This is a genomic window from Motiliproteus sediminis (genome assembly GCF_017912535.1).
GTDB classification, from domain to species: domain Bacteria; phylum Pseudomonadota; class Gammaproteobacteria; order Pseudomonadales; family Balneatricaceae; genus Motiliproteus; species Motiliproteus sediminis.
Genome location: NZ_JAERQK010000001.1, coordinates 47,524 through 70,347, shown reverse-complemented (window position 1 = coordinate 70,347; position 22,824 = coordinate 47,524). Strand labels below are relative to the sequence as shown.

Sequence of the window (22,824 nt, the reverse complement as noted above, 5' to 3'; positions counted from 1 at the left end):
GGGCCGCCATTATAGCCAAGGCAGCGCGCCAATGTATGCAGCATTACCGGCGACCAGCGCGGCTCAGTGAACGGTGCAGACCATACAGGGATCGAACGAACGTACCACGTGCTGAACCGCGACCGGATCCACCTCGCCCTCTTGCACCGGCGTGTCGCGCAGCGCCAGTTCCAGCGCGCCGGGCTGACCGTCGCCATCACGGGGCGAGAAGTTCCAGGTGGTGGGGGCGATAATCTGATAGTTGTGGATTTTGCCGTCGCGCAGATCCACCCAGTGGCCAAGGCTACCACGGGCGGCCTCCACCAGACCGACGCCGACACCGTCACGGGGTTCACCGCCATCCCGGTAGAACGGCTCTCCGGGTTCCAGCGCCAGCGCCCAGTGCTCCATCTGGATCAACACCCGCGCCAGCTCCAACAACCGCATCACCACCCGGTTGCGCACGTTGCCGCCGGAATCCGCCACCAGCGCCTCCGCCAGCGGGTGACCATCGACCAGTTGCCGCGCCAGAGCGCCGACCTCCATCACCCGGCCATCCAGCCGCGGCGCCTTGCACCAACTGTAGCCACCGGCCTTATCGGCTTGTGGCCGGGTTTCGCCCAGAGCGGGCGCCAACGGCACACTGTCCTGCAACCAGCTGCAACTGACGTCTTCACGAATCTGATCGGTATCCAGCGCCTGCCAGCCACCATCCCAGAGGCCGGGACGCAGCAGCGGCGTGCCGCTTTCGGCATAGCTGCCAAAGCTCATGAAGCGGTCGGCAGCGCGTCCCAAACGCTCCAGCTCCAGCGCCCGGGACAAGCCCAGAAAGCGCCCGAGATCACTGTCGCGGTGGCGCTGCTGCCAGCGTTCCAGCTGCGTCAGGTCGGCGATATCCGCCACGTTTTCCAGCCGGTCGCCGAAGGTGGCCTGCTCCAGAAACTGGCGAAAGGTTTTGAGAATCGCCACGATGCGCAGCCGCTCCTGCGGCTGGATCGCACGGGTAGAACCGCCGGGCTGGATCGCCAGCGTATGGGGCCACTTGCCCGCCATCAGCCCCATCAGGTTCAGAAACGCGGCGCGCGCCGGCAGCACTTGACGCGCCGCGCTGCCCTTTAGGGCGCGAAACCGCGCCGCGGTGTCGTCATACCAGGGCTCGCCGGCGTACTGGGGCCGGGCAAAGTCCGGCATGAAGAACAGATAGAAGTGGCTGAGATGGTCGGCCAGGTTTTCGCACGCCTGCACCAGGTTGGCGGCGCGTTCACCGTTGGGCGGCACCACACAGCCCTGCAGCTGCGCCAGCGCCCGGGCGGCGGCAGCGGACTGGGCCACCGAACAGATACCACAGATGCGCGGGGTCAGTACCAGCGCGTCGGCGGCGGGCTTGCCACGCATGATCTGCTCGAAACCGCGATAAAGCGTGCAGTTGACCCAGGCATCGCTCACCCGCCCCTGATCAATATCCAGTTTTACTTCCAAGTCGCCCTCGACACGGTTGAAGGGGCCAACGACCAGTCTGCTCACGGGGTTATCGCTTCTTGTTAACGGGATGAATTTTGGGCGCCACCTTGATGTGGTCGCTGTGGGCATTGACCTTGAGTCGTTCCGGCGTCGCCGCTTTTGACAGCGACGACAGCGCCACGAACCAGGCCTTGGGCATATCGGTGGGCAAGCCGACCGGAATACCGGCCAGCTTGGGCGTCTGCAGATAACTGTGCCCCGGCTCCTCAAACTCCGGCGCAGTGCAGTTGATGCAGGCGTAGCCGCCACGGGTACAGGAACCCTCACCGTTCCAGAGGCGAATATTGCAGTCGCCGTGAGCCTGGGTGGCGACGCAACCCATATGCTCCATCAAACAGCCGCCGTCCGAGGCCCTGGAAGCGCTGGCTTTGTACTCATAGAACTCGTTACGCGGGCAGCCGTGATGCACCAGGTGGTCGGCATAAAAGCGCGGCCGACCCAGCTCATCCAGCGCCTCAGCCTGCAGCTCGCCCAGCGCTGCGCTCATCAGCGCTTCCAGCACCCAGTTGGGGTGAGGCGGGCAACCGGCAATGTTCACCACCCGGCCCGCGGCTGCGGGTTCGAACCCCGCACCCAGCGCGCCGCCCGGCTGCTGGCCGTCAAACTGCAGGCCTCGCATCTCGCCGGGATTGGCGCCGGCAGAAGAGACCCCACCAAAAGAGGCACAACTGCCCACCGCGAACACATAGCGCGCCCGCGCCGCCAGACGCACGATCCAGTCGCGCATCGGCGTATCGGTGCCCGAGAGTACGTGGAACAGGCCGCTGCCATCGGGGCCGCAGACGACGGCACCTTCGATACAGAGGGCGTCGAGTCGTTGTTCGCCATCCACCAGTGCCTGCAGCAGGGTGCGCACTTCGCTGCCGGTGGCTTCGCTGAGCGCGGGATGCCACAGCAGGTTAATCCCCGCCACCTCCAGCGCGGTCAGCAGATCCGGCGACTCAGCGTTGAGCAGCGACATGCTGCAACCGCCGCAACCACCGGATTGCAACCAGAGCAGGTTAAACATTGTTGGCCTCCGCGCTGTCACCAAGCGGCAACTCCATTACAAATACCGCCCCGCCACGGGGGTCGTTCTCTGCCCACAGGCGGCCACCATGCTCAGCCACCAGACCGTAGCTCAGCGACAACCCGAGACCGGTGCCCTGCCCCACCGGCTTGGTGGTGAAAAAGGGTTCGAACAGCGTCGACAAGTGGGCTTCAGGGATACCGTGGCCGTTATCGCGAATACGAAAACGCACTTTGGCTGCGCTCTGCTCCAGGCTTAAATTCAGGCGCGGGGAATCAACCTCTGCCATGGCGTCAACGGCGTTCTGCACCAGATTGATCAGCACCTGCTGTATCTGTCCCGGATGCCCTTTCAGTGGCAGCGCGCGCGGCAGTTCATAACCGATACGGAGCTTGATCGGCGCATCGCGGGTTACCCACTGCACCGCTGTCTGGATCACGTGCACCAGATCGAAGGATTCGTCGTGCTGCTTTTGCCCGGAGGAGAACTGGCGCAGATCCATGACAATATCCCGTACCCGTTCGGCACCCTCCATGGTACCCGCCATCAGCGAGGGCAGATCCTGCAGCAGCTTATCGATCCGCAGTTGTCGCCGCGCCTCTGCGACCGCAGTGTCCTGCGGCGCATGGTGAAGCAGCTCCAGATACTGTTGCAGTCGCTCGCTGTAACCGCTCAACGCGTGTACGTTGCCGTAGATAAAGCTGATCGGGTTATTGAGTTCATGGGCCACCCCGGCCACCAGCCGCCCTAACGATGCCATCTTTTCCGAGTCGATCAGTTGCTGCTGGGCGCGCTTGAGTTCGGCGTGGCTGCGATTGAGTTCGTCATAGGCGCGGCGTAGTTCGCCGATGGGGCGGCCGATCAGCACCTGGCCCAGGCTGCGCCCACGTGCGTCGAAGCGGCGGGTACAGTTCATCGACAAGGGTACCGGCTCATGAGCGGTCAACAACTCCACCGCGCAGTCTTGCAGCACCAGCGGTCCCCGTTGCTGCTTGGTTTCGATTTCGTCACGGGATTCCGGGGTAAACAGGTCGATAAAGGGGCGTCCGCTGAGAGCACGCTCCGGTAAGCCGACGATCTCCTCCAACGCCTGATTGACCTGCACGATCCGTCCCTGGGTGTCGCAGACAATCAGCACATCGGTCATGGCAGCCAGAACGCTGGCGACAAACTGCTGGGTATCTTCAAGCTCTTCGTTTTTCTGCTCGATCTCCACCTGATAGCGAATCAGATCGGAGTAAACCTCCTCCATCTGATGCACCACATCGACCCAGGCCGCTTCAGCGGCGGTATCGAGCTGCAGTGAATCACCGTCGGTGTGTATGCGGAATGCCGCGTTGGGATCTGGTGTGCGCTCGGCGCTCATGACCACCCCTGCTGTTCGTGATCTGCCTATCATAGCGTGCGCCCTGCGCCCGGGTACAGCGAAGACGCGGCTCAGCGTCTAATGGAGATAACGGTATAAATCGAGCAGTTCAAGCGCTCACAGGGAAACTCGTCCGCCAATCCCGCTTTGCGCTTCAGCTGACGCACAAAGTCGCGCCCCTCCGGCAGCTGCTCCCACACCTGCGGCAGAAAGGTGGCACGGTGGTGGCCATGCTCGATGATCAAGCCGTGCAGGTGTGGTTTAAGCTGCGCCAGCAGGTCGGCCTCACTGGCCACCGCCAAGGGCTGCGGCGACGACAACACCGAAAGCTCCACCTCGGTATCCGGCCACTCCTGGCGCTCCAGCGGTGGAAAGCGGGGGTCATCAAAGGCAGCCGATTCAGCGTAGTGGGCCACCGCGTCAGCCAGCGGCTGCTGCGCCTCCAGCGTACCTATGCAGCCCCGTAGCTTGCCCTTGCGGGTCAGGGTGACAAAGCAGGCAGCGGGCTGATCGAGCCCGGCCGGAGCGGGCTCCGCCTCGGGCTCGGTAGCCGCCTGCAAGCGTTGTGCAATCGCCCGCCGGGCATGAGCCAGCAGCCAGCCACGCTGTTGCGGATCAAGGGTGTCAGTAGAGCGCATAGGCGCCGTAGCCGACCACGCGATCGCGCTCACCGCCGGTATCACCGGAGTTGCGCAGATCCAACAGCTCCACCTGCAGCCCTAACTCACGTGCCAGCAGCAACATGCCGTTGAGAGGGGCGCAACCGCAGGCTTCATCGCCGGCCAGATCGCTACGACAGGCACAGATGCCGTGACTGGTCTGGCGGTCGATCTGCTGCGCTTCATCGTAGGGGTGGTAATGGCTGAGGTCAGTGCTGATAACGATCAGGGTCTCGTCACCGCCCCAGACCATCTCCAGCGCTTCCGCCACCTGGCGCGGCGGACACTGACCGACCAGCAGCGGCAGCAGCTTGAACTGGGGAATCAGCCGCTGCAGAAACGGCAGCTGTACCTCCAGGCTATGCTCCGCGGCATGACAGGGCGACAACACCGATACCTGCGGCAGCCCCTCAAGGCTATAGCTGAGCAGATTGTCGATCTGGACCTCGCCCAACGGCGTTTCAAAGCAATCGACCCCCGGCAGCGCCATCCCCTGCAGCGGGAAGCGATGGGAGGGGCCCAGCAGTACTACCCGCCGGATACGTCCGGCGACCGGCGCTACCAGGTTATAGCCCCGTGCCGCCACCGGGCCGGAATAGACATACCCGGCGTGGGGCACCACCAGCACTTTGGGTGGTGGACCGCTGCAGGGATTATCGCTGAGATAGCGATCTACTGCCTGACTCAGCAGATGCGGATTGTCGGGGTAGAAAACCCCGGCTACAGCTGGGTGTCTGACCTCCATGGCAGGTCTCCCGTATCGTTATTATTCTTACTGTCAGTTATAGCAACGGAGCGGCGCGGATGACTAGCGAAATAATCACACCGCACCCGACTCGTTATTGGCACCGCCTTGACGACGACCGGATTCAGTGTGATCTCTGCCCCCGCGCCTGCAAACTGCGCGAGGGCCAGCGCGGACTCTGCTTTGTGCGTGGCTGCGAACAGGGGCAGATCGTACTCTACAGCTGGGGACGCTCCAGCGGCTTCTGTATCGACCCGATCGAAAAGAAACCCCTCAACCATTTTTTGCCCGGCACTCCGGTACTCTCTTTCGGTACTGCCGGCTGCAACCTGGCGTGCAAATTTTGCCAGAACTGGGATGTGAGCAAGTCGCGCCAGATGGACCGGCTGATGGACCGGGCCACGCCAGCACAACTGGCCACCGCAGCGGTGCGCCACGGCTGCCGTTCGGTAGCGTTCACCTACAACGATCCGGTGATCTTTATGGAGTACGCGGTGGATGTCGCCACCGCCTGTCGCGAACAGGGCATCCATAGCGTGGCGGTATCGGCCGGTTACATCTCTCCGGAGCCGCGACGCGCGTTCTTTGCCGCCATGGATGCCGCCAATATCGACCTGAAAGCCTTTACCCAGAAGTTCTATCGCCACCTGTGCGGGGGCGATCTGGACACCGTCCTCGACACCCTGCTCTATTTACGCCACGACACCTCGGTCTGGTTCGAGATCACTACCCTGCTGATCCCCGGCGAGAACGACAGCAACGCAGAACTGCAGCAACTGACCCGCTGGATCGCCGACAATCTCGGACCGGATGTGCCGCTGCACTTCAGCGCCTTTCACCCCGACTGGAAGCTCCGCGACCACCCCGCAACGCCGGCCGCAACCCTCACCCGTGCCCGCGCTATCGGACGCGACCAGGGGCTGCGCTACGTCTATACCGGAAACGTGCACGATCCCGAGGGCGGCAGCACCTGGTGCCACCAGTGTGGAGCACTATTGATAGAGCGCGACTGGTACCGACTGAGACATTGGGGGCTGGATGCCGCAGGACGCTGTGATCAGTGCGGAGCCGCCGCAGCCGGGGTGTTTGATCCACGCCCCGGCAACTGGGGCGCCCATCGACAACCGGTCACGCTCGGTTTAGGCTAGGCCTTCTATTCGGCAGAGGGAAACCTGCGATGAAAAAACTCAAGCATGAAAAAGAGTTACTGAAGGAAGCGATGCGTATCGGCGCGATCTACTTCAAGAAACGCGGCGCCGGCGAGTTTGATCCCACCGACAGCGCCAACGACAAGATGATCGCCCTCTACCGACTGCTGGTGACCGACAAACTGATCCAGCCGCTAGCCCGGGATCATCAGAACGATCTACCCCATATCCGCCATAAACTGGCCTTATGGATCAGTCACCAGTTACCCGCTGACCACCCGCTGAACCAGAACTGAGGAGCGGCCATGCCTACCCTGATCATCGGTAATCAAAACTATTCTTCCTGGTCGCTACGTCCCTGGATTCTACTCAAGCACGCCGGTATCGCCTTCGATACCCGACGTATCGGCCTGTTTACCGACACCTTCAAAGCCGAGATCACACAGTATTCCGAAGCGGGCAAGGTTCCGGTCTATCAGGATGGCGGACTGACGCTGTGGGAGTCGCTAGCCATCTGCGAATACGTTGCCGAACTGCGCCCTGAGCTCTGGCCCGACGAGCCACAGGCGCGCGCCATCGCCCGCGCGGTCTGCAGCGAGATGCACGCCGGTTTCAACGCCTTGCGCAACGAACTGCCGATGAACTGCCGCGCACGCAATCGCCGGATATCGATCACCGATCAGTGCCGGGCCGATATCGATCGGGTCGAATCGATCTGGCGCCAGTGCCGCGAGCAGTACGGTAGTGAAGGCCCCTGGCTGTTTGACCGCTATTCGGTTGCCGACGCCTTTTTTGCGCCGGTAGTGCTGCGATTCCAGGCCTACGAGCTGACGCTGACCGAAGAGACCCACGCCTACTGCCAGACCGTGCTGGCAGATCCGCACCTGCAACAGTGGATCAGTGCCGGCCGCGCCGAGAGTGAAGTGCTGGCGGAAGACGAAGCCGGCGAGGATCCCTAGACAGGCAACGGGCACAAAAAAGGGCCTCCCGCGGGAGGCCCTTGTTACTACTATCACGCGGGTCTATGCCACTCAGGCCGTAACCGCAAAGCGATGTGCCAGCTCATGCAGATGATCGGCCAGCTGGGCCAGCTCCTCGCTGGCGCGGGCCGTTTGCGCGGCGCCCTCGGTGCTCTCCCGCGTCACCATGCTGATCCGCTCGATGTTGGCATTGATCTCATCCGCCACCGAGGATTGCTGTTCCGAGGCGCTGGCAATCTGCAGGCTCATGGCGTCGATCTTTTCGATCACCGTGGCGATCTGTGCCAGTGCACGCCCCGCTTCGGCGGCCAACTCGACCGCACCGGCCGCTTCATTACTGCTTTGGGTCATCGCCTGCGCTGCCGCACCCGCCCCCTGTTGCAAACGCTGAATTACCCCATCAATCTCTGCGGTGGAGTCGCTGGTCCGTTGCGCCAGCGTGCGCACCTCATCGGCCACCACGGCAAAGCCTCGCCCCTGCTCACCGGCGCGGGCCGCTTCAATGGCCGCGTTCAGCGCCAGCAGATTGGTTTGCTCGGCAATACCGTTGATCACCTCCAGAATGGAGGAGATATTAGCGCTCTCCTGTTCCAGCGTATGGGTTAGCTCCGCCGACTGACTGAGACGCTGCGATAACTGGGTTACCGCGGCTACCGCCTGCTCCACCACCGCGCGGCCCTGACCGGCGGCCGCCGCGCCTTCCGATGACGCCTGAGCGGCTTCCGCCACGTTATGAGCGACATCGTGCACGGTGGTATTCATCTGGTTCATGGCGGTGGCCACCTGCACGGTCTCGTGACGCTGCTCCTCCATCCCCTGACTGGTCTGCACCGTAGTCGCCGACAACTCGCTGGCCGCCCCTGTCACCTGGGTGGTGGCGGCATTAATCTCCAGTACCAGATCGTTAAAGGTGGTCATCATTTGATCGAACGCCTGACCCATCTCGCCGATCTCATCACGCTGCTCAAGACCGGATCGCACCCGCAGATCACGTTCCTCGGTCGCTTTGACCATCGCCTTGCGCAATACCCGCAGGGGGTTGTTGATAGAGCGTGCGATCAGGCCAACCAGGCTCAGGGTAAGCAGCAGAATGAAACCACCAAAGGCGGCGCTGATCCGCACCTCCTGCCAGAACGCGGTGTCGATATCATCCACGTAGACACCGGTGGCAACGATCCAGTCCCACTCTTTGTGCAACCGGGCGTAGCTCAGTTTGGGAACCGGCTCGTTGCTACCGGGACGAGCCCAGTAGTAACGGGTAAAACTCTCACCGTCGGCAACCGCCCCCTGCACCAGGCGCGGGAAGAACGTATCCCCGGTAGCGTCTTCAAGGTCACGCAGGTCACGCCCCTCCAGAGCCGGCTTGATCGGGTGCATCAGCATCCGCTGCCGGGAATCGGTAATGAAAAAATACTCGCCGTCGCCGTAACGCAGTTCACGGATATCGGCTAACGCCTCTTCCACCCCCTCAGCACGGCTTTTCTCGCCGGCATCGATCATCCGTTGCTGGCGGTCGATCAGCGAGTACGCCGCCTCGGTCAAATGCTTAAGCTCGACCTGTTTGGCGCGGTTAAGATCGTGATAAAGCTCGTTCAGCGATGCGGCCTGCAGCGCTACGATGCCGATTGCCGCCACCAGGGCAAGCAGAATCAGCTTGGTGCGCACACGCAGGTTTTGAAACAATCTGTCCATGATTTAGCTCCTGTTCCGGCGGCCGGCCGGAAGCGCTCGATACCTCGATTAAGGGTCAGCGCTGAGCACGGAGGGGGGGAGCGATAGAACTCATCACGCGGTAACCAGGTTACCAACTTCCGTGAACAGCGAGAGAACGGGTTATTGTTTGGCGCCATTCTCGCGCTGTTCAAACTTTGCTCACATAAGAAAAAGTCTTAAATAATTGGTCGACTCGACGAAACACCCGTTTTATTGCGCCCAATCAATTAGAGGCTGCCGTATTAGCTTATTCTGATTGTCTTTTTTCAGCCGAAACGCCGCTCTCGAGGTCGGGCAGATGGACGGTGGTCGTGGGAAAAGCGATCTCGGCGCCGTGGTCGTCAATGATCTGCATGATCCGCAGCATGACATCCTCCTTGATGCCGTGAAAGGTGACCCAGTCGGTGGTTCTGGTAAAGCAGTAGACAAAGAAATCGAGGGAGCTCGGGCCAAACTTGTTGAGATTGACGATCAGCGTCTGGCTGGTGTCGATGGCGGAGTGCTGACGCAGCATGTCACGCACCGCATCGATGATCGACTTGAGCTGCGTGGCGTCGTCGTAGCGCACGCCGACAGTCTCGTAGATGCGACGGTTGGTCATACGCGACGGGTTTTCCACCGAGATATTGGTGAACGTGGCGTTGGGCACGTACAGCGGCCGTTTATCGAAGGTGCGGATACGGGTCTGGCGCCAGCCGATATATTCGACCGTGCCTTCGATCTCCTGATCCGGCGAGCGCACCCAGTCCCCGACGGCGAAGGGCCGGTCCAGGTACACCATCAACCCGCCGAAGAAATTGGCCAGCAGGTCCTTGGCGGCAAAGCCCACCGCAATACCGCCGATACCACCAAAAGCCAGCACCCCGGAGATGCTATAACCGAGCGACTGCAGGATAACCAGCACCGAGGTGATAATGACCGACGCCCGCAACAGCTTGCCAATCGCCTGGGCGGTGGTTTCATCCAGTGGTTTTTCGCTGCGCTCGGGCTCCAGCAGCGCCTGCTCCATACCCTTGACCAGGCGTATCAGAAACCAACTGAGCAACAGGATAACGCCCACATCGCGAACCGGCTCTATGATTGCCAGCAGCGTGGTCTCTGTGCGGGCATCAACGATGCTGGCCGCCCAGGCGAGACCGACGACCCAGACACCAATGGCAGCGGGACGGCGTGCCGCTTCAAGCAGGGTATCATCCCAGATGTTACGGGTGGCCTTGAGCTTGGTTTCCAGCCGATTGAACACCCCGCGCAGCACCAGGTTAGCAAGCAAGGTCAGGAAAACCGCGACAAAAACCTCCAATACCCACAGGTATTCGGGCTTCAACCAGCCGCTGTCATTAAACCACTGCCGCCACGCCATCTGTTCTCTCCTTAAACGGTCTCTGCGTCCAGCTGCTGCAGTTGCGCTACGCAGCGTTGCCAACGGGGGTGTTGTGCGAGGTTGGCAAAGGACTCCGCCGGCCGCGCCTTCATCCGCGTCAGCCGCGAGGAGGGCCTTACGTCCTGCTGCTGCAGCCAGTCCAGCACCTCGCGAGCGGCTTGCGGCTGGTTGCACACCAGCACCATATCGCAGCCGGCATCCAGCGCCGCCCACGCACGCTCGGGGTAAGAGCCGGCCACCACCGCACCTTCCATACTGAGGTCATCGCTGAAGATCACTCCATCGAATCCCAGGCGTTGGCGCAGCACCTGCTGCAGCCAGAACGACGAAAAGCCAGCGGGCTGCGAATCGCACTCGGCATAGATCACATGTGCCGGCATCACCGCGTCCATCCCTTGCCTGGCAAAGCGGGCAAAGGGGCGCAGGTCCTGGCGCTCGATGGTGGCGTAATCACGGTTGTCGACCGGAATCGCCACATGGGAGTCGGCCTCAACGCCGCCATGGCCAGGAAAGTGCTTGCCGGTGGTCGCCATCCCCGCCTCATGCATGCCGGCCATCAGTTCGCCGGCCAGCGCAATCACCTGCTCGGGCTGCGCACCGAAGGCGCGGTCGCCAATCACCGCACTGATGCCATGATCCAGGTCCAGCACCGGGGCGAAGCTGAAATCGACGCCGCTGGCGATCAGCTCCGCCGCCAGCAACCAGCCACAATCACGGGCAAGCGCCAGCGCCGCGCCGCTGTCCTCGGCACACAGACGCCCCAGCGCCGCCATCGCGGGAATCCGGGTAAAACCTGACCGAAAACGCTGCACCCGGCCACCTTCGTGATCCACGGCGATCAGCAGTTCCGGCCGCAGCGCCCGGATAGCCGCCGTCAGTTGCCGCAGCTGTATCGGATCCTGGTAGTTGCGACTGAACAAGATGACGCCGCCCACCGCAGGTTGCAGCAGCAGGCTGCGTTCCTGCTCGGTCAATACCTGCCCTTGCAGATCCAGCATCAGCGGACCAGCTACGCTCATGGTGTTACTCCTTGATCAGTACGGGTGTGCCGCAGGCCACCTGCTCGAAAAGCCAGATAATATCGTCATTGCGCATCCGAATGCAGCCATGGGAACGCGGCACCCCCATCGGTTCGCTATCGGGAGTACCGTGGATGTAGATATAACGCCGCTGGGTATCAACCGATCCCAGGCGATTGCGCCCGGGCTCACAACCGCAGAGCCAGAGAATACGGGTCAGAATCCAGTCTCGCCGGGGATAGGCGGCTGCCAGTTCAGGGCTGTAACACTCCCCGGTAGCACGACGGCCGACAAACACCGTACCGGCCGGAAGCCCGGAGCCAATCGCCGCCCGGATCCGGTGCTGGCCGCGGGGGGTGCCGCCGCTGCCCTCTCGTTCATCGGCGCCATTAGCCGCCGTTGAGACGGCAAACCGCCGTAGCGGCTGCTGTGATCGCCAGAGAGTCAGGGTTTGCTCGGAAAGGGAGACTTCGACGCGCGTGGCGCTCACCAGAGCTCCTCACCACGCCGGTTGACCATATCCGCTTCAGCACGCAAACCGGCCGCCAGAACGGGTACCAGACGGTGCAGCGTCAGCGACAGGTTGCTACGACTCTGACTGAAGGACTCCTCAATCTGCCCGACTACCTCATGGCAGCTCAAGGGCAGCACCAGAGTGCCCAGCAGGAAATGACAACGCCAGATAAACTCGTCGTCACTGAGACGCGGCATCGCTTTGCGCAGATGGAACAGGAAACGCTTGAACGCCGACGCGTATCGCCGCAGCAGGAACTGGCGCAGATCATCCTGCCCGCCTTGGTAGGCGTAGTTGATCAGGGCCAGAAACAAGCTAATCCCCTGGGGATCACGGGCAACCGCCTTGAGCATGGAGAGGATCACCGCCTCAACCAGCTCTTCGGCTTCCGGCCCCCGGCGCTCTGCCGCCAGTTCGTCAAAACGCCGCTCCAGTTCACGACATAACGGCGTGAAATAGCGCTCCGCCACGGCTTGCACCAGTGCGTCGCGGGAGCCGAAGTGGTAGTTGATCGCCGCCAGGTTAACGCCGGCACGGCGAGTAATATCCCTCACGGACGCCTCTTCGAATCCCTTCTCAGCAAAGAGCGCAACCGCGGCATCCAAAATCTTATGGACCGTGGTTTGGGTCACAGTAATCTCCTATGAGAAGAAGCGCGACTTTTGCGCCCGATCCCACCAGGTAAGCAACAGCCGATCAAGAACGGACGATACGGAAATACCAAACCGTTCCGGCAACGACTTCTTCTCAACATAGCGCACCTGGTAAACCTCTGCGTCCCGGCAGGCCTTAACCAGATACTCATCACTTGTGCTGATCTCGTCGATCAACGCATGTTCAAGCGCCCGCCGCCCGAACCAGACGTCGCCGTTTGCGACGGTCGCCAGATCAAGCTGCGGACGATGCTCTCCCACAAAGCTTTTAAACAGCTCGTGAATATCTTCCAGATCTTCGATAAATTTTTGTCGGCCTTTATCAGTATTCTCGCCGAACATTGTCAGGGTGCGCTTGTATTCGCCGGCGGTCAACAGTTCAAAATCGATGTCGTTCTTCTTGAGCAACCGGTGAAAGTTGGGCATCTGAGCGACCACGCCGATAGAGCCCAGCACCGCAAAAGGCGCCGCCAACAGTCGATCGGCGATACAGGCCATCATGTAACCACCGCTGGCAGCCACCCGATCAACACAGACCACCAGCGGTACGCCCTGATCACGGATCCGTTGCAGCTGGCTCGCGGCCAGTCCATAACTGTGAACCATACCGCCACCGCTTTCCAGGCGCACCAGCACTTCATCCTTGTCGCTGGCTACATCCAGCACGGTGGTGATCTCTTCACGCAAGGCCTCGACCTCGCTGGCCTTGATGTCGCCGTCGAAGTCGAGAACAAATACTCGCTTCTTGTGCTCTTCCTCGACGTTTTCGCCCTTCTTGATTCGCTTGGCCAGCGCTTTCGCTTCGGCCTTTTCACGCTTGCGCTCCGCCTTTTGCTGCTGTTTGAGAACAGCCGGCTCCAGGACCGATTCGCGCAAGGTCAGACTGTTCTCCTCCAGCTGTTCGTTGAGCTTGGTCACCTCGATGTGACCTCCGTCGTCGCGCCGGCGCTGGGCCAATTGAGCGCTGGCCCCGATCACCAGAAGAATCGCAGCCACCAGCGTGGCCGCCTTGGCGACAAACAAACCGTATTCGTACAAAAATTCGAGCACACAGCCTCCGGTGTTAAGGGCTCATGGGGGAATACATCCGCCGGATTGTAGCAGATGGACAGTGCCAGGCGCAGGGGGTTCATTTTGCTTCCAAATCAGACAGTACCGCACCAGGATGCCAGTCTCCGCGACAGGCTGTTATCATGCTCCTTCGTTTCAATTGCAGCTGGCAGGAACCGCGTTCATGAGCCGTGTCACCGAAGTAATGCACAAACTGGCAACCAAATTCCAACCTGACCAGGCGGGCGACCTGCACGCAAACTTTCAGATCGACATCGAGGATGGTACACCCTGGGTCATCTGCATTGCCGATGGCTGCTGCGAGGTCATCGCCGGCGAGCATGATGACCCGGATGTCACGCTGATCATGGATGGCGACACTTTCGTCGATATCATCGACGGCGAGCTTGGCGGCACCAGTGCTTTCTTCAGCGGCCGGTTGCGGGCCGAAGGCAATGTGATGTTGGCCACCCGCCTCGGCAGCTTGTTTAAGCGTTAATCCAGACTGGCAAGAAAACCATCAATCAGCCGTCGTGAAATGGTAAACGGCGGTGGCAGGTCCGGCAGCGGCTGCTTGCCAAACCACTGCGCATCGAGGATTTCAACCCCGTCCGGGGTGATCTCGCCACCCGCGTAGTCGGCGTAAAAGCCCAGCATCAGCGCATGCGGGAACGGCCAGGATTGGCTGAACGCATAGCGAACATTGTCAACGTCAACCCCAACCTCTTCTTTCACCTCTCGACGCACCGCCTCTTCGGCGGTTTCACCGGCTTCGATAAAACCGGCCAGCGTGCTGTATCGACCCGGACCGTAATGAGCGGCATGGGCCAGCAGGCAGCGTTCTCCGTCGCGGATCAATACGATGATGCAGGGAGATATACGCGGATACTGGGCGTAGTTGCACTGATCGCAGTGGGCCGCCAGATCATCATTGTGCAGCCGGGTGGGTGCACCACAGCGACTACAAAAACGGTGATGACGGTGCCAGGTATTCAGCTGAGCGGCGCGCGACAGACGGGCAAACTCGCCCTCGTCGGCGTTGCCAAGCAGCGCACGCAAGGATTCGCTCCGGCAGGAGGGCGTCACAGGGCCGTCGGAGTCGAGCGAGCAAAGCCACAGGGCGGGATCATCGCCGGCACGGCTGACCGGCAACGTAAAGCGTGCCTGCTCGGCGGGCTGGTCATGCAGGTAGTTGCCTTCGGCATCCACGACGAGCCGGTCTCCGACAAACCAAAGGTAGCGCTCGCTGGTCATCCATAGTCTCCGCCTATTCAATTCACGGGCACGATAACAGACAGCCCGCTGCTCCTCTAGACCTACACCGGCACTTTTAATTTAGATATATCTAATTTACAATTGATCGATAATTGCGCTACAGGAGCACAGCAATGACCAGAGAACGCGCCCTTTATCTTTTTGCCGGCATCATGGTGCTGGTATCTGTGGCCCTAACCCAGTGGGTCCACCCGAACTTTTACTGGTTTACCCTGTTTATCGGTGCCAATCTGATCCAGAACAGCTTTACCGGCTTCTGCCCGGCGACGTGGATATTCAAGAAGCTGGGGATCCCCTCGGAGCGCGAGTGCGCGCTGCGCGGTCACTGAGCAACAGCTCGCTCCCAACGCTCCATGTCGGCCAGATTGTGGCGGCGATCATTGCGCTGGCGGATCAACTGCGATTGGTAAGCCAGAATCCGCTCCAGCATGGGCTCGGACACGGTGTGTCCATAGCGCTCCAGCAGTCGGATCGCCTGAGAGAAGCGTTGCGAACGTCGCAGCAGGTCAAGGCGTAGCAGCACATCGGAGCCGGGTTGCGATGTAATCGCCTCTCCGGCCGCCTGCGCCTGGCCCATCCGGTTGAGCGCCCATAAGCGGCAATCACGGGCACGTACTGCCTCACCCTGATCATCACAGACCCACGCCGCCTGGACACAGGACCAGAACGAACTGGACCACTGCTGCTGCGCCTGGGCGATCATATCCATACAAAGATAACGATTGGCCAGTCCCGGAAAGCTGGGGTCATGCAACTGCCCGCGATAGGGTTTGCTGGCCACCCACTGGCTCTCTAATCGGCCACCGCGATCCAACCGGTAGGCACAGTAACCACAACTATCGCAATAGGACAGCCGGTATTGAGAGAATCGTGGCGAGCCACGGGTATCGAGGTCCGCCACCGGCAGTGGCGACGAAGCCGCAGCTGGCTGGGTGACGCTTGGCTTCCTGCAAAGCGCACACACGGGGAAGGGGTCGGGTCGGGCAGTCATTCCTTAACTCAATCGGGATAAAAACGGCTGAGCAGATGCTACCCAAAGGGTGAGTCGCTGTCTGTGCGGCGAAAGGATAACGGGCCTCAGGTCAAGTCTTGACAATGAAATTTATGCACAAACTAGGTGCATCCAACCAGGGCTTGGCATATCAGCAAAATCACAACTAAGAGCGATTGACATATCCCTACAATAGGACACAAGCTATTGTTTTTATTGCAACTAAAAGAACTGATCGTTTTTTAACCAATCTGTAACCAAGAACGTAATAGCGGGGCCTGAGAGCGCTTACAAAGAATGAATGCACAGGTTTATCCACAGGCATTGTGGGTACCTGTCGCAAACCCTTAACATTCGTGGTCCCGTGGCACAGCCTCGCTCTCTGTGAGCAACCCTACCGCACCGCACAACAGACTATATGGGTACCTGATCAGCCTTCAACAACCGCCCCACTCAACCTGCCTTAATGGGTTACAGACAGACCTCACGGCGACGGTCCGAACGGCGCGAACGCCCTCCCTGGCGACGCTCACCTCCGGAACGGCGGTCGATCAAGGTAACCTCAGGCAAATCCTTGACTGACACCAGCCACCGGATCCCCTCGGGGTCGATATGATGGACCTGAGAGAAATCCAGGACCAACTCACTATAACGCCGCGCCGCCTGATGGAACGTGCCTTCGATCACCGGCAACGAGCCGTAGTAAATATTGCCCTTGATTCTCAGTACATTGTTCTGCAGCTGTATTCTGGGATGAGCTTTCTCCCATTTGGCGTAGGCCAGCGCCAACAGTGCTCCGGTCACAACCGCGCCAAACAGACCAAACAGATGCACGGAAACAAATGACGCCACAAACACGACCGCCTCCGGCCTGTTGTTGAAATGGTAGCGAATCTCGTCCCATTTGATCATATTGGCGCCCACTACCATGATCGTTGCGGCCATCGCGGGAATCGGAATAATGGCGATCCAGTCGGCGACAAACAGCATCATCAACAACAGGAAAAGAGCTGAAGAGATCGCGGCCAGGCGGCTGGTCGCGCCCATGTTCTGCATCACCGACATTCGGTTGAAGGAGGCACAGGTAGGGAGCGAGGACAGCAGCGGTAACAGGGCATTGCTGACCCCGTCGGCAAATATGCCGTTGCGGCTGTCGATGAAGGTACCGCGTTGACGGTTGATCCGCCGCATCGCGGCCACGGTCTGAAAAAGCCCTAACAGTGCCAGGGTAACCGCGCCGGGCAAGATAGCAATGATGTCTGGTATCGCCTCCTGACTAAACAGTGGCAATGAGGGGTACACCAGCCCCAGAGAGGAGAAGTCAGCGGTCTGTTCCACCAGCGTGTTCTCCAGCCCGTAGCGATGATTGAGCCACTCGGAATAGAGCGTTCCCACCACGATCCCCACCAGTATTGAGACGTTACGCAAGCGACTAAATTGGCGGGCGCACAGAATGGTACCCAGCGTCACCAACCCTATCTGAATGGCATACAGATTGCCTATCTCCAGCACCGCCATGAAGGTTTGCCATGCGATCCACAACGGCCACTCCACCTCGGTGTTGACCGGCAATCCGGCAAAACCGGTCATCGACTTGAAGATCAGAAACAACCCGATGCCACAGATCATACCGTTGACCACCGGCTCACTGAGAAAGTCCAGCAGACGCCCCAGCGGTCGAATCAGAAAGAACAGCAACTGGATCAAGCCGGCAATCATGATCAACGTCAGCGCGTAGCCGATATAATCAGCTCCGAACTGCGGCGCCACCGGCAACAGAGTGACCCCTATCACCGCGGACATGGCGCTGTTGGGACCTCCATGAAACACCGGCGAGCGGTTGAGTAATGCGGTAAACAGGGTTCCCCAGATCGCTGCGTAGATACCGAAGTACGGCGGCAAACCGGCCAATGCGGTGGAAAACGCGATCGCCTGCGGAATCACCAGTACAGCCAGGGTAAGCCCCACCAGCAGATCCCGCTTGAGGTCCGCGGCGACCGGCCGGAGGCTATCAGGATTAATCGCCATATTCATCGTTACGGTGCTCCCGTCCCGTGCGTGAGCTCGGACATCAGGCCTACCAAGGGAGGCATCCCGTGCATCATCAGCTGCTGCCAGGCCGCGCGAAGAGGCCCCTGCTTATCCCCCGCCGGGCGTGGCAGGTTGCTGACAAAGAAAGCGATGTCGCGGCACTGCTGCGGCTCCAGCGAGCCCTCCTCGCCAAGCGGCATGTTGCGACAGATAAACCCTGGCAATATGGTAGAAACAAAAGAAAAGTTATTACGCGACTGCAGGTTGAACGCATCGGGGCCGGCAACTGCGGGCACCAGAGTGCGCCCGTCCTGCCGCAGTCCCTGTCCCTGGGCACCGTGACAGCGCGCACATTTCTGCCGGTACAGGGCTTCGCCGCGAACGTAGTCATCACCGCGCTTGAGGGTCTGACTGACGGTGACCTCATCGATCCCCTGTTCCGGATAGCGCTGACCGATACGCAGATCCAATGCGGCGGACAGGAAGCGCGAGTAGGCGGTCACATCGCGGATCAGATCGTCGGCGATATTGGGCTTAAAACCGTTGGACGAATTGATAAAGCATTGCATCTGCCGAAGCTCGAACGGCAGCAGCAAACCGGTAAAGCGGTCGTACATATCCGCCATCACCCATGACGCCCCCAGACTGAGGGAGCCAATCTGGGGGCGTCCATCCGCGCCCTGCTTATCCCCTACGCCTTGGTGACAATGATCACAGCTGGTCTGCTGCCCGCGGACAAACCGGGTCGCATTCCAACGTTCGATCGAGGCCTGCGCCTGCTCCCCCTGAAGGTCGTCGATGATCACGCATCCTCGCTCGATCGCCCGGATATCGGCCACACTGTAGCCCCGCCGTACAGGAACCATGGTCCCGGGATCACGGCGGTACGGCGAACGATAATACTCGCCGCCTTCTAGACCGTAACGACTCAGTTTTGCACGGCAGTTATCCGTCAGCAGAACCGGTTGTTCACGTTGAGCGGCCCGCTGCTGATGCGCGACCACCGCCGCAAAATAGAAGCCGGCAAGCAACGTGATAATGGTGCTGATGCGCACCCACTTGATACGAAACAGGTTCGACAACATCAAGTTTCATCCCGCAGCGCTCCTTCGCCTAGGTTGAGGTGACGCGCCACCATCCTTGCCAGAATCCGCAGATCCCGTACCGCCGGGTCGTAACGGGTCGGTACAAAACCGTCCATCTGACCGGCGTAACAACGCATCACACGCTCTTCAAACGAAACCCGCCGCTGTAGCGCCGGATCCTCCCGATCACTGTTCACAAAGGCGTAGGCCAGCTGCTCCACGGTGTGACAGCTGGCGCAGCTATTATGGCCGTCGCCGGCGCGTTTACGGGTAAAGCGCCAGGCGTATTTTTCGGTATAAAAAAACAGGTTATAGCCATGCTGGACCGCACGCACGAAGTAGCCATCATCGCCAAACTCCGCCACCGCATGCGCACGGCTGAACGCTTCCCAACCCGGCTCTTCAATGGTAGTGACACGAAACACCTCCGCGGAACGGTGTGCCACCACAATGATCGCCACCACTACCAGCACACCGCCAATCACCGCCCACTGCTGTCCCATCCAGTCGCGACAGCGTGTGGTTAGTGAGGGGGGCCGATACAGGTTCACGACCGCCGATTTCCATCCTGTTCACGGGGCGAGAAAGCCGCGCGCTGATCCCGCTGGCGCAGATAGCTGCGATAGCTGGCGCCGTCCATGGGCCGCGCGATCAGAAACCCCTGGGCCAGGTCGCACCCCAACCGCCCGATCTGTTCGAGCTGCCCGACCGTTTCAACACCCTCGGCCACCACCTGCAGGTCAAGACCATGGGCCATCGCCACAATGGCATTAACCAGTGAGGCGCTGTCGGCATCGTGGGGCAGTCCGGAAACAAAGCTGCGATCGATCTTGAGCTGATCGAAACGGAATCGCTTCAGGTAACTCAAGGATGAATACCCGGTACCGAAGTCGTCCAGCGCCAGCTTAACTCCCATCATTCGCAACTGCCGCAGTTCGCTTTTAACCAACTCGACGTCATCCAGCAACACACTTTCCGTCAGTTCAAGCTCCAACGAGCCCGGCGGCAATCGATAGTCCGCCACCACCTCCGCAACCCGCTTGGAGATAGCGTTGCCAAATTGCACCCGGGACACGTTGACTGCCAGAAACCCGGGCTCTATGCCGCTGCGCTGCAGTTCACTCCAGAACGCCGCCGCCCGCTCCAACACCCAATCTCCGATGGCGATAATCTGCCCTGTGGTTTCAGCCACGGGGATAAAGTCTGCCGGACTGATAAAGCCTTTTTCCGGGTGCTTCCAGCGCAGCAATACTTCGGCACCCAAATGGGCACCACCACGGGCTTCAACCAGCGGCTGAAAATTAAGATGAAACTGCCCTCGCTCCAGCGCCTGGTTGAGATCCTGCTCCATCTGCAAGCGCTCCTGAACCCGTCGATTCATCTCCGGGGTGTAGAAACACACAGAACTGCGCGGCAACGCTTTGGCCTGATACATGGCATTGTCAGCGTTCGCCATCAGCGTCTCTGCGTTATCGCCGTCGTCGGGAAAAATGGCAATGCCGACACTGCACTGCACCGATACATCGCGCCCCAACAGCCGCACCGGCTCAGCGACGGTTTCCGTCAGCCGTGTAGCCACTTGTTTGACCTCTTCTTCAGTACCGGGCTCTGGCAACAGCACCAGAAACTCATCCCCACCCAGCCGGGCGATGGTGTCGACCTCCCGCAACCTCGACTTGAAGCGTTCGCCCAGCGCTATCAGCAGTTCGTCACCCACGGCGTGGCCCATGGTGTCATTGACGACCTTGAAATCATCAAGGTCAATGAACAGTACCGCCAGTTGCTCCCCGTCCCGACGGGCACGACTGATTTTGTAACTCAGTCGCTCGGTCGCCATCATCCGGTTAGGCAGGTCGGTCAGCACGTCGTAGTTGGCCTGATGATGCAGCTTGGCGCGCTCCTCCCGAATATCACGCACCATTGCATTGAAGGTCTCCGTGAGCGCGCCCAGCTCATCTTTGGTGCGCACATCCAGTTGCACGAAATCACCGCGACTCACTTCCTGGGATGCGTTCATCAGGCGACGAACCGGGAACAGAACATTCCAGCGAAAAACCAGATAAATACCGGTACTGAGAACCAGAATAACCGTGGCGTAGATCAGTGACTGATACAGTAACTGCTGCCTCGATTGCGCGGTCAACGCCGAGCGACTCAAACCCACCATCAGATGAGCCAGCGGCTGACCATCGTGCACCACCGGAAAGCTCATGGTGATCAGCTCCGGACGACTGTCCAACTGGCGCAGTAACACGCCCAGATTGGGATGTTGCTCTTCGGCAGGCACAAGGGGGCGAATCAGGGCGTCTTCGAGGTTCACGTACGAGGTCATCGCCCGCCCCTGGGGGTCCACTAGAATGCCGTACACAACGTCGCGCTGCTGGGTGACTTCACGCGCATATTCGTTAAGACGAAGAAAGTCAAAACTGAGTATCGCTTCCGGGCTGATCAAGGAGATAAAGTGCCCCAGCACCCGCCCGCGTTCGATTAACTCATCCTCCAGTAACTGTTGCTGATTGCGCAGCATCAGCGACATATTCAACCCCAGCGTCACTGACAGGATCAGCACCACGATCAAGATAAATTTGAAGCCCAACCGCCACTTCAGCATCAGCTGCACTACTCCCGTCCAGCCTGCACCGCGGCGATAATCTCCCGATGACGTGCATAATCCTGATCGACCGCCGCACCAATGCCACTCATTTTTGCCTGGCGCAAAATGTCACGCCCGGCTTCACTCTGCTCCAGCGACACCAGTTGTTGCTGAATAAGCTGTTTGAGCGACTCCGGCATACTGCGCTTTACTGCCCAAGGCAGGTGCAGCAACTGCTCCGTTGTGGCCAGATGAACCAGCTGTTCGGTATCGATTTGCTGTTTGACCAACGGAATATCCTTAAGGATATCGCCCCCACCACTGGCATCGGTCTGCTGGTAATAGAGCGCCAGTAACACGTTGGGCGGATTGCTGGCAAAGCGCCAACGATAATCATCCGGCCCCAGCCCGGCTTGCTGTAACAGATAACGAGGGAGGATATAGCTCATCATGGCGTCTTCGCCGCCGCCAAACACCACCTGATGACCACGTAGTTGCTCGATCGCGGTAATGCCGCTGTCCTTGCGCACATAGAGCGCACCTGCCACGGTGCTGCGCCCGAACTCCTTATTGTGAGCGATCACCTGATACTCAGCAGACGATTTGATGTAGTGGTACTGGTTGTAATGAACCAGGTCGAAACTACCGTTTTCGACCCCTTGCCAGAAAGAAGGAAAGTCTTTTGCCGTTACCAGTCGCACTTGACGCTGCAGTTGGGCTTCCAGATGAGCGACCAACGGTTGGAACAGACGCATGGTCTGGGTGGCGTTACGCCGCGGAAAAATACCGACAACCAGAGGATTCTCTGCCGCCTTGAGTGCCGGACTCACCACCAGAGCCAGAACCATGACAGCCAGCATTCCCCACGCCAGCCGGACGGTATTCACTGATTTATTATTGTTATGCATAGAGCTCCCGTACAGTCTTAATCGGGTCCTCCCTGGCGCCGAGGCATGCAGCCACCCGCTCGGCTAACCGGATGTACACCAAGACATTAAACAAACGAACGAATGATATGATTTAACCAAGACTATCATCACTTTATGAAACTTATTGGACAATTATGAAACGTTTGTTTTATCGAACACGTACACACAAACAGAGGCAAAACT

At 59.9% G+C, this 22,824-nt stretch carries 23 protein-coding genes; 5 read left to right on the top strand and 18 right to left on the bottom strand.

Going from position 1 to position 22,824, the window contains the following annotated elements:
* Positions 1–63 precede the first annotated feature (63 nt).
* The 5 genes from JJQ76_RS00335 to amrB form a co-directional block, all read right to left on the bottom strand.
* Positions 64–1,503, bottom strand: coding sequence for a nickel-dependent hydrogenase large subunit (locus tag JJQ76_RS00335; RefSeq protein WP_210394595.1), 1,440 nt, complete (start codon positions 1,501–1,503; stop codon positions 64–66).
* Between the two features lie 4 nt (positions 1,504–1,507).
* The gene (locus JJQ76_RS00330; protein WP_210394594.1) at positions 1,508–2,509 is read right to left on the bottom strand and encodes an NADH-quinone oxidoreductase subunit B family protein; all 1,002 of its coding nucleotides are present in this window, start codon (positions 2,507–2,509) and stop codon (positions 1,508–1,510) included.
* Entirely contained in the window at positions 2,502–3,875 is a 1,374-nt protein-coding gene (locus JJQ76_RS00325; protein WP_210394593.1) for a sensor histidine kinase, read from the bottom strand. The genes JJQ76_RS00330 and JJQ76_RS00325 overlap by 8 nt, the downstream gene beginning before the upstream one ends.
* A gap of 71 nt (positions 3,876–3,946) precedes the next feature.
* On the bottom strand, positions 3,947–4,513 hold the full coding sequence (amrA, locus tag JJQ76_RS00320; RefSeq protein WP_210394592.1) for an AmmeMemoRadiSam system protein A: 567 nt from the start codon (positions 4,511–4,513) through the stop codon (positions 3,947–3,949).
* Complete coding sequence (gene amrB, locus JJQ76_RS00315) at positions 4,500–5,279, bottom strand: AmmeMemoRadiSam system protein B (protein ID WP_210394591.1); 780 nt, start codon at positions 5,277–5,279, stop codon at positions 4,500–4,502. Before amrB ends, amrA begins: the two co-directional genes overlap by 14 nt.
* Before the next feature lie 59 nt (positions 5,280–5,338).
* Here amrB and amrS point away from each other — a divergent pair, with 59 nt between their 5' ends.
* From amrS to JJQ76_RS00300, 3 genes are read left to right on the top strand one after another with little or no spacing between them, the layout of a single operon-like run.
* On the top strand, positions 5,339–6,427 hold the full coding sequence (gene amrS / locus JJQ76_RS00310; protein ID WP_210394590.1) for an AmmeMemoRadiSam system radical SAM enzyme: 1,089 nt from the start codon (positions 5,339–5,341) through the stop codon (positions 6,425–6,427).
* A gap of 29 nt (positions 6,428–6,456) precedes the next feature.
* Complete coding sequence (locus tag JJQ76_RS00305) at positions 6,457–6,723, top strand: DUF5062 family protein (protein ID WP_210394589.1); 267 nt, start codon at positions 6,457–6,459, stop codon at positions 6,721–6,723.
* Positions 6,724–6,732: 9 nt separating this feature from the next.
* The gene (locus JJQ76_RS00300; protein ID WP_210394588.1) at positions 6,733–7,386 is read left to right on the top strand and encodes a glutathione S-transferase family protein; all 654 of its coding nucleotides are present in this window, start codon (positions 6,733–6,735) and stop codon (positions 7,384–7,386) included.
* Between the two features lie 72 nt (positions 7,387–7,458).
* Here JJQ76_RS00300 and JJQ76_RS00295 read toward each other — a convergent pair whose 3' ends face one another.
* From JJQ76_RS00295 to sohB, 6 genes are all read right to left on the bottom strand, one after another.
* On the bottom strand, positions 7,459–9,099 hold the full coding sequence (locus JJQ76_RS00295) for a methyl-accepting chemotaxis protein (protein ID WP_210394587.1): 1,641 nt from the start codon (positions 9,097–9,099) through the stop codon (positions 7,459–7,461).
* Positions 9,100–9,367: 268 nt separating this feature from the next.
* Positions 9,368–10,480, bottom strand: coding sequence for a mechanosensitive ion channel family protein (locus JJQ76_RS00290; protein ID WP_210394586.1), 1,113 nt, complete (start codon positions 10,478–10,480; stop codon positions 9,368–9,370).
* Between the two features lie 11 nt (positions 10,481–10,491).
* Positions 10,492–11,520: a beta-N-acetylhexosaminidase gene (gene nagZ, locus JJQ76_RS00285; RefSeq protein WP_246479996.1), complete on the bottom strand. Its 1,029-nt coding sequence runs from the start codon at positions 11,518–11,520 to the stop codon at positions 10,492–10,494.
* 4 nt (positions 11,521–11,524) lie between these two features.
* Positions 11,525–12,010 carry a L,D-transpeptidase family protein gene (locus JJQ76_RS00280; protein ID WP_425515215.1) on the bottom strand — a complete coding sequence of 162 codons (486 nt, stop codon included), beginning with the start codon at positions 12,008–12,010 and terminating at the stop codon, positions 11,525–11,527.
* The gene (locus JJQ76_RS00275) at positions 12,007–12,666 is read right to left on the bottom strand and encodes a TetR/AcrR family transcriptional regulator (protein WP_210394585.1); all 660 of its coding nucleotides are present in this window, start codon (positions 12,664–12,666) and stop codon (positions 12,007–12,009) included. The genes JJQ76_RS00280 and JJQ76_RS00275 overlap by 4 nt, the downstream gene beginning before the upstream one ends.
* Positions 12,667–12,675: 9 nt before the next feature.
* Positions 12,676–13,737 (bottom strand): protease SohB, encoded by a 1,062-nt coding sequence (gene sohB / locus JJQ76_RS00270; protein WP_210394584.1) that lies wholly within the window; start codon positions 13,735–13,737, stop codon positions 12,676–12,678.
* A gap of 184 nt (positions 13,738–13,921) precedes the next feature.
* Between sohB and JJQ76_RS00265 the strand changes: the two genes are divergently transcribed.
* Positions 13,922–14,236, top strand: a complete 315-nt coding sequence (locus JJQ76_RS00265) for an SCP2 sterol-binding domain-containing protein (RefSeq protein WP_210394583.1) — start codon at positions 13,922–13,924, stop codon at positions 14,234–14,236.
* On the opposite strand, the gene nudC is transcribed toward JJQ76_RS00265, so the two are convergent.
* Positions 14,233–14,991: an NAD(+) diphosphatase gene (gene nudC, locus JJQ76_RS00260; RefSeq protein WP_210394582.1), complete on the bottom strand. Its 759-nt coding sequence runs from the start codon at positions 14,989–14,991 to the stop codon at positions 14,233–14,235. The two genes, JJQ76_RS00265 and nudC, sit on opposite strands and share 4 nt — an antisense overlap.
* Positions 14,992–15,125: 134 nt before the next feature.
* On the opposite strand from nudC, the gene JJQ76_RS00255 reads away from it, so the two are divergent.
* Positions 15,126–15,341 (top strand): YgaP family membrane protein, encoded by a 216-nt coding sequence (locus JJQ76_RS00255; RefSeq protein ID WP_210394581.1) that lies wholly within the window; start codon positions 15,126–15,128, stop codon positions 15,339–15,341.
* Here the strand turns inward: JJQ76_RS00255 and JJQ76_RS00250 are convergent.
* The 6 genes from JJQ76_RS00250 to JJQ76_RS00225 form a co-directional block, all read right to left on the bottom strand.
* Complete coding sequence (locus JJQ76_RS00250) at positions 15,335–16,003, bottom strand: hypothetical protein (protein WP_210394580.1); 669 nt, start codon at positions 16,001–16,003, stop codon at positions 15,335–15,337. The two genes, JJQ76_RS00255 and JJQ76_RS00250, sit on opposite strands and share 7 nt — an antisense overlap.
* A 471-nt stretch (positions 16,004–16,474) precedes the next feature.
* Positions 16,475–18,037 carry a SulP family inorganic anion transporter gene (locus JJQ76_RS00245; protein ID WP_246479994.1) on the bottom strand — a complete coding sequence of 521 codons (1,563 nt, stop codon included), beginning with the start codon at positions 18,035–18,037 and terminating at the stop codon, positions 16,475–16,477.
* 2 nt (positions 18,038–18,039) lie between these two features.
* Positions 18,040–19,119: a c-type cytochrome gene (locus tag JJQ76_RS00240; RefSeq protein ID WP_210394579.1), complete on the bottom strand. Its 1,080-nt coding sequence runs from the start codon at positions 19,117–19,119 to the stop codon at positions 18,040–18,042.
* Entirely contained in the window at positions 19,119–19,670 is a 552-nt protein-coding gene (locus tag JJQ76_RS00235) for a hypothetical protein (protein WP_210394578.1), read from the bottom strand. Before JJQ76_RS00235 ends, JJQ76_RS00240 begins: the two co-directional genes overlap by 1 nt.
* Positions 19,667–21,730 (bottom strand): putative bifunctional diguanylate cyclase/phosphodiesterase, encoded by a 2,064-nt coding sequence (locus tag JJQ76_RS00230; protein ID WP_210395467.1) that lies wholly within the window; start codon positions 21,728–21,730, stop codon positions 19,667–19,669. Before JJQ76_RS00230 ends, JJQ76_RS00235 begins: the two co-directional genes overlap by 4 nt.
* 8 nt (positions 21,731–21,738) lie before the next feature.
* On the bottom strand, positions 21,739–22,620 hold the full coding sequence (locus JJQ76_RS00225; RefSeq protein ID WP_210394577.1) for a PhnD/SsuA/transferrin family substrate-binding protein: 882 nt from the start codon (positions 22,618–22,620) through the stop codon (positions 21,739–21,741).
* Positions 22,621–22,824: the final 204 nt, after the last annotated feature.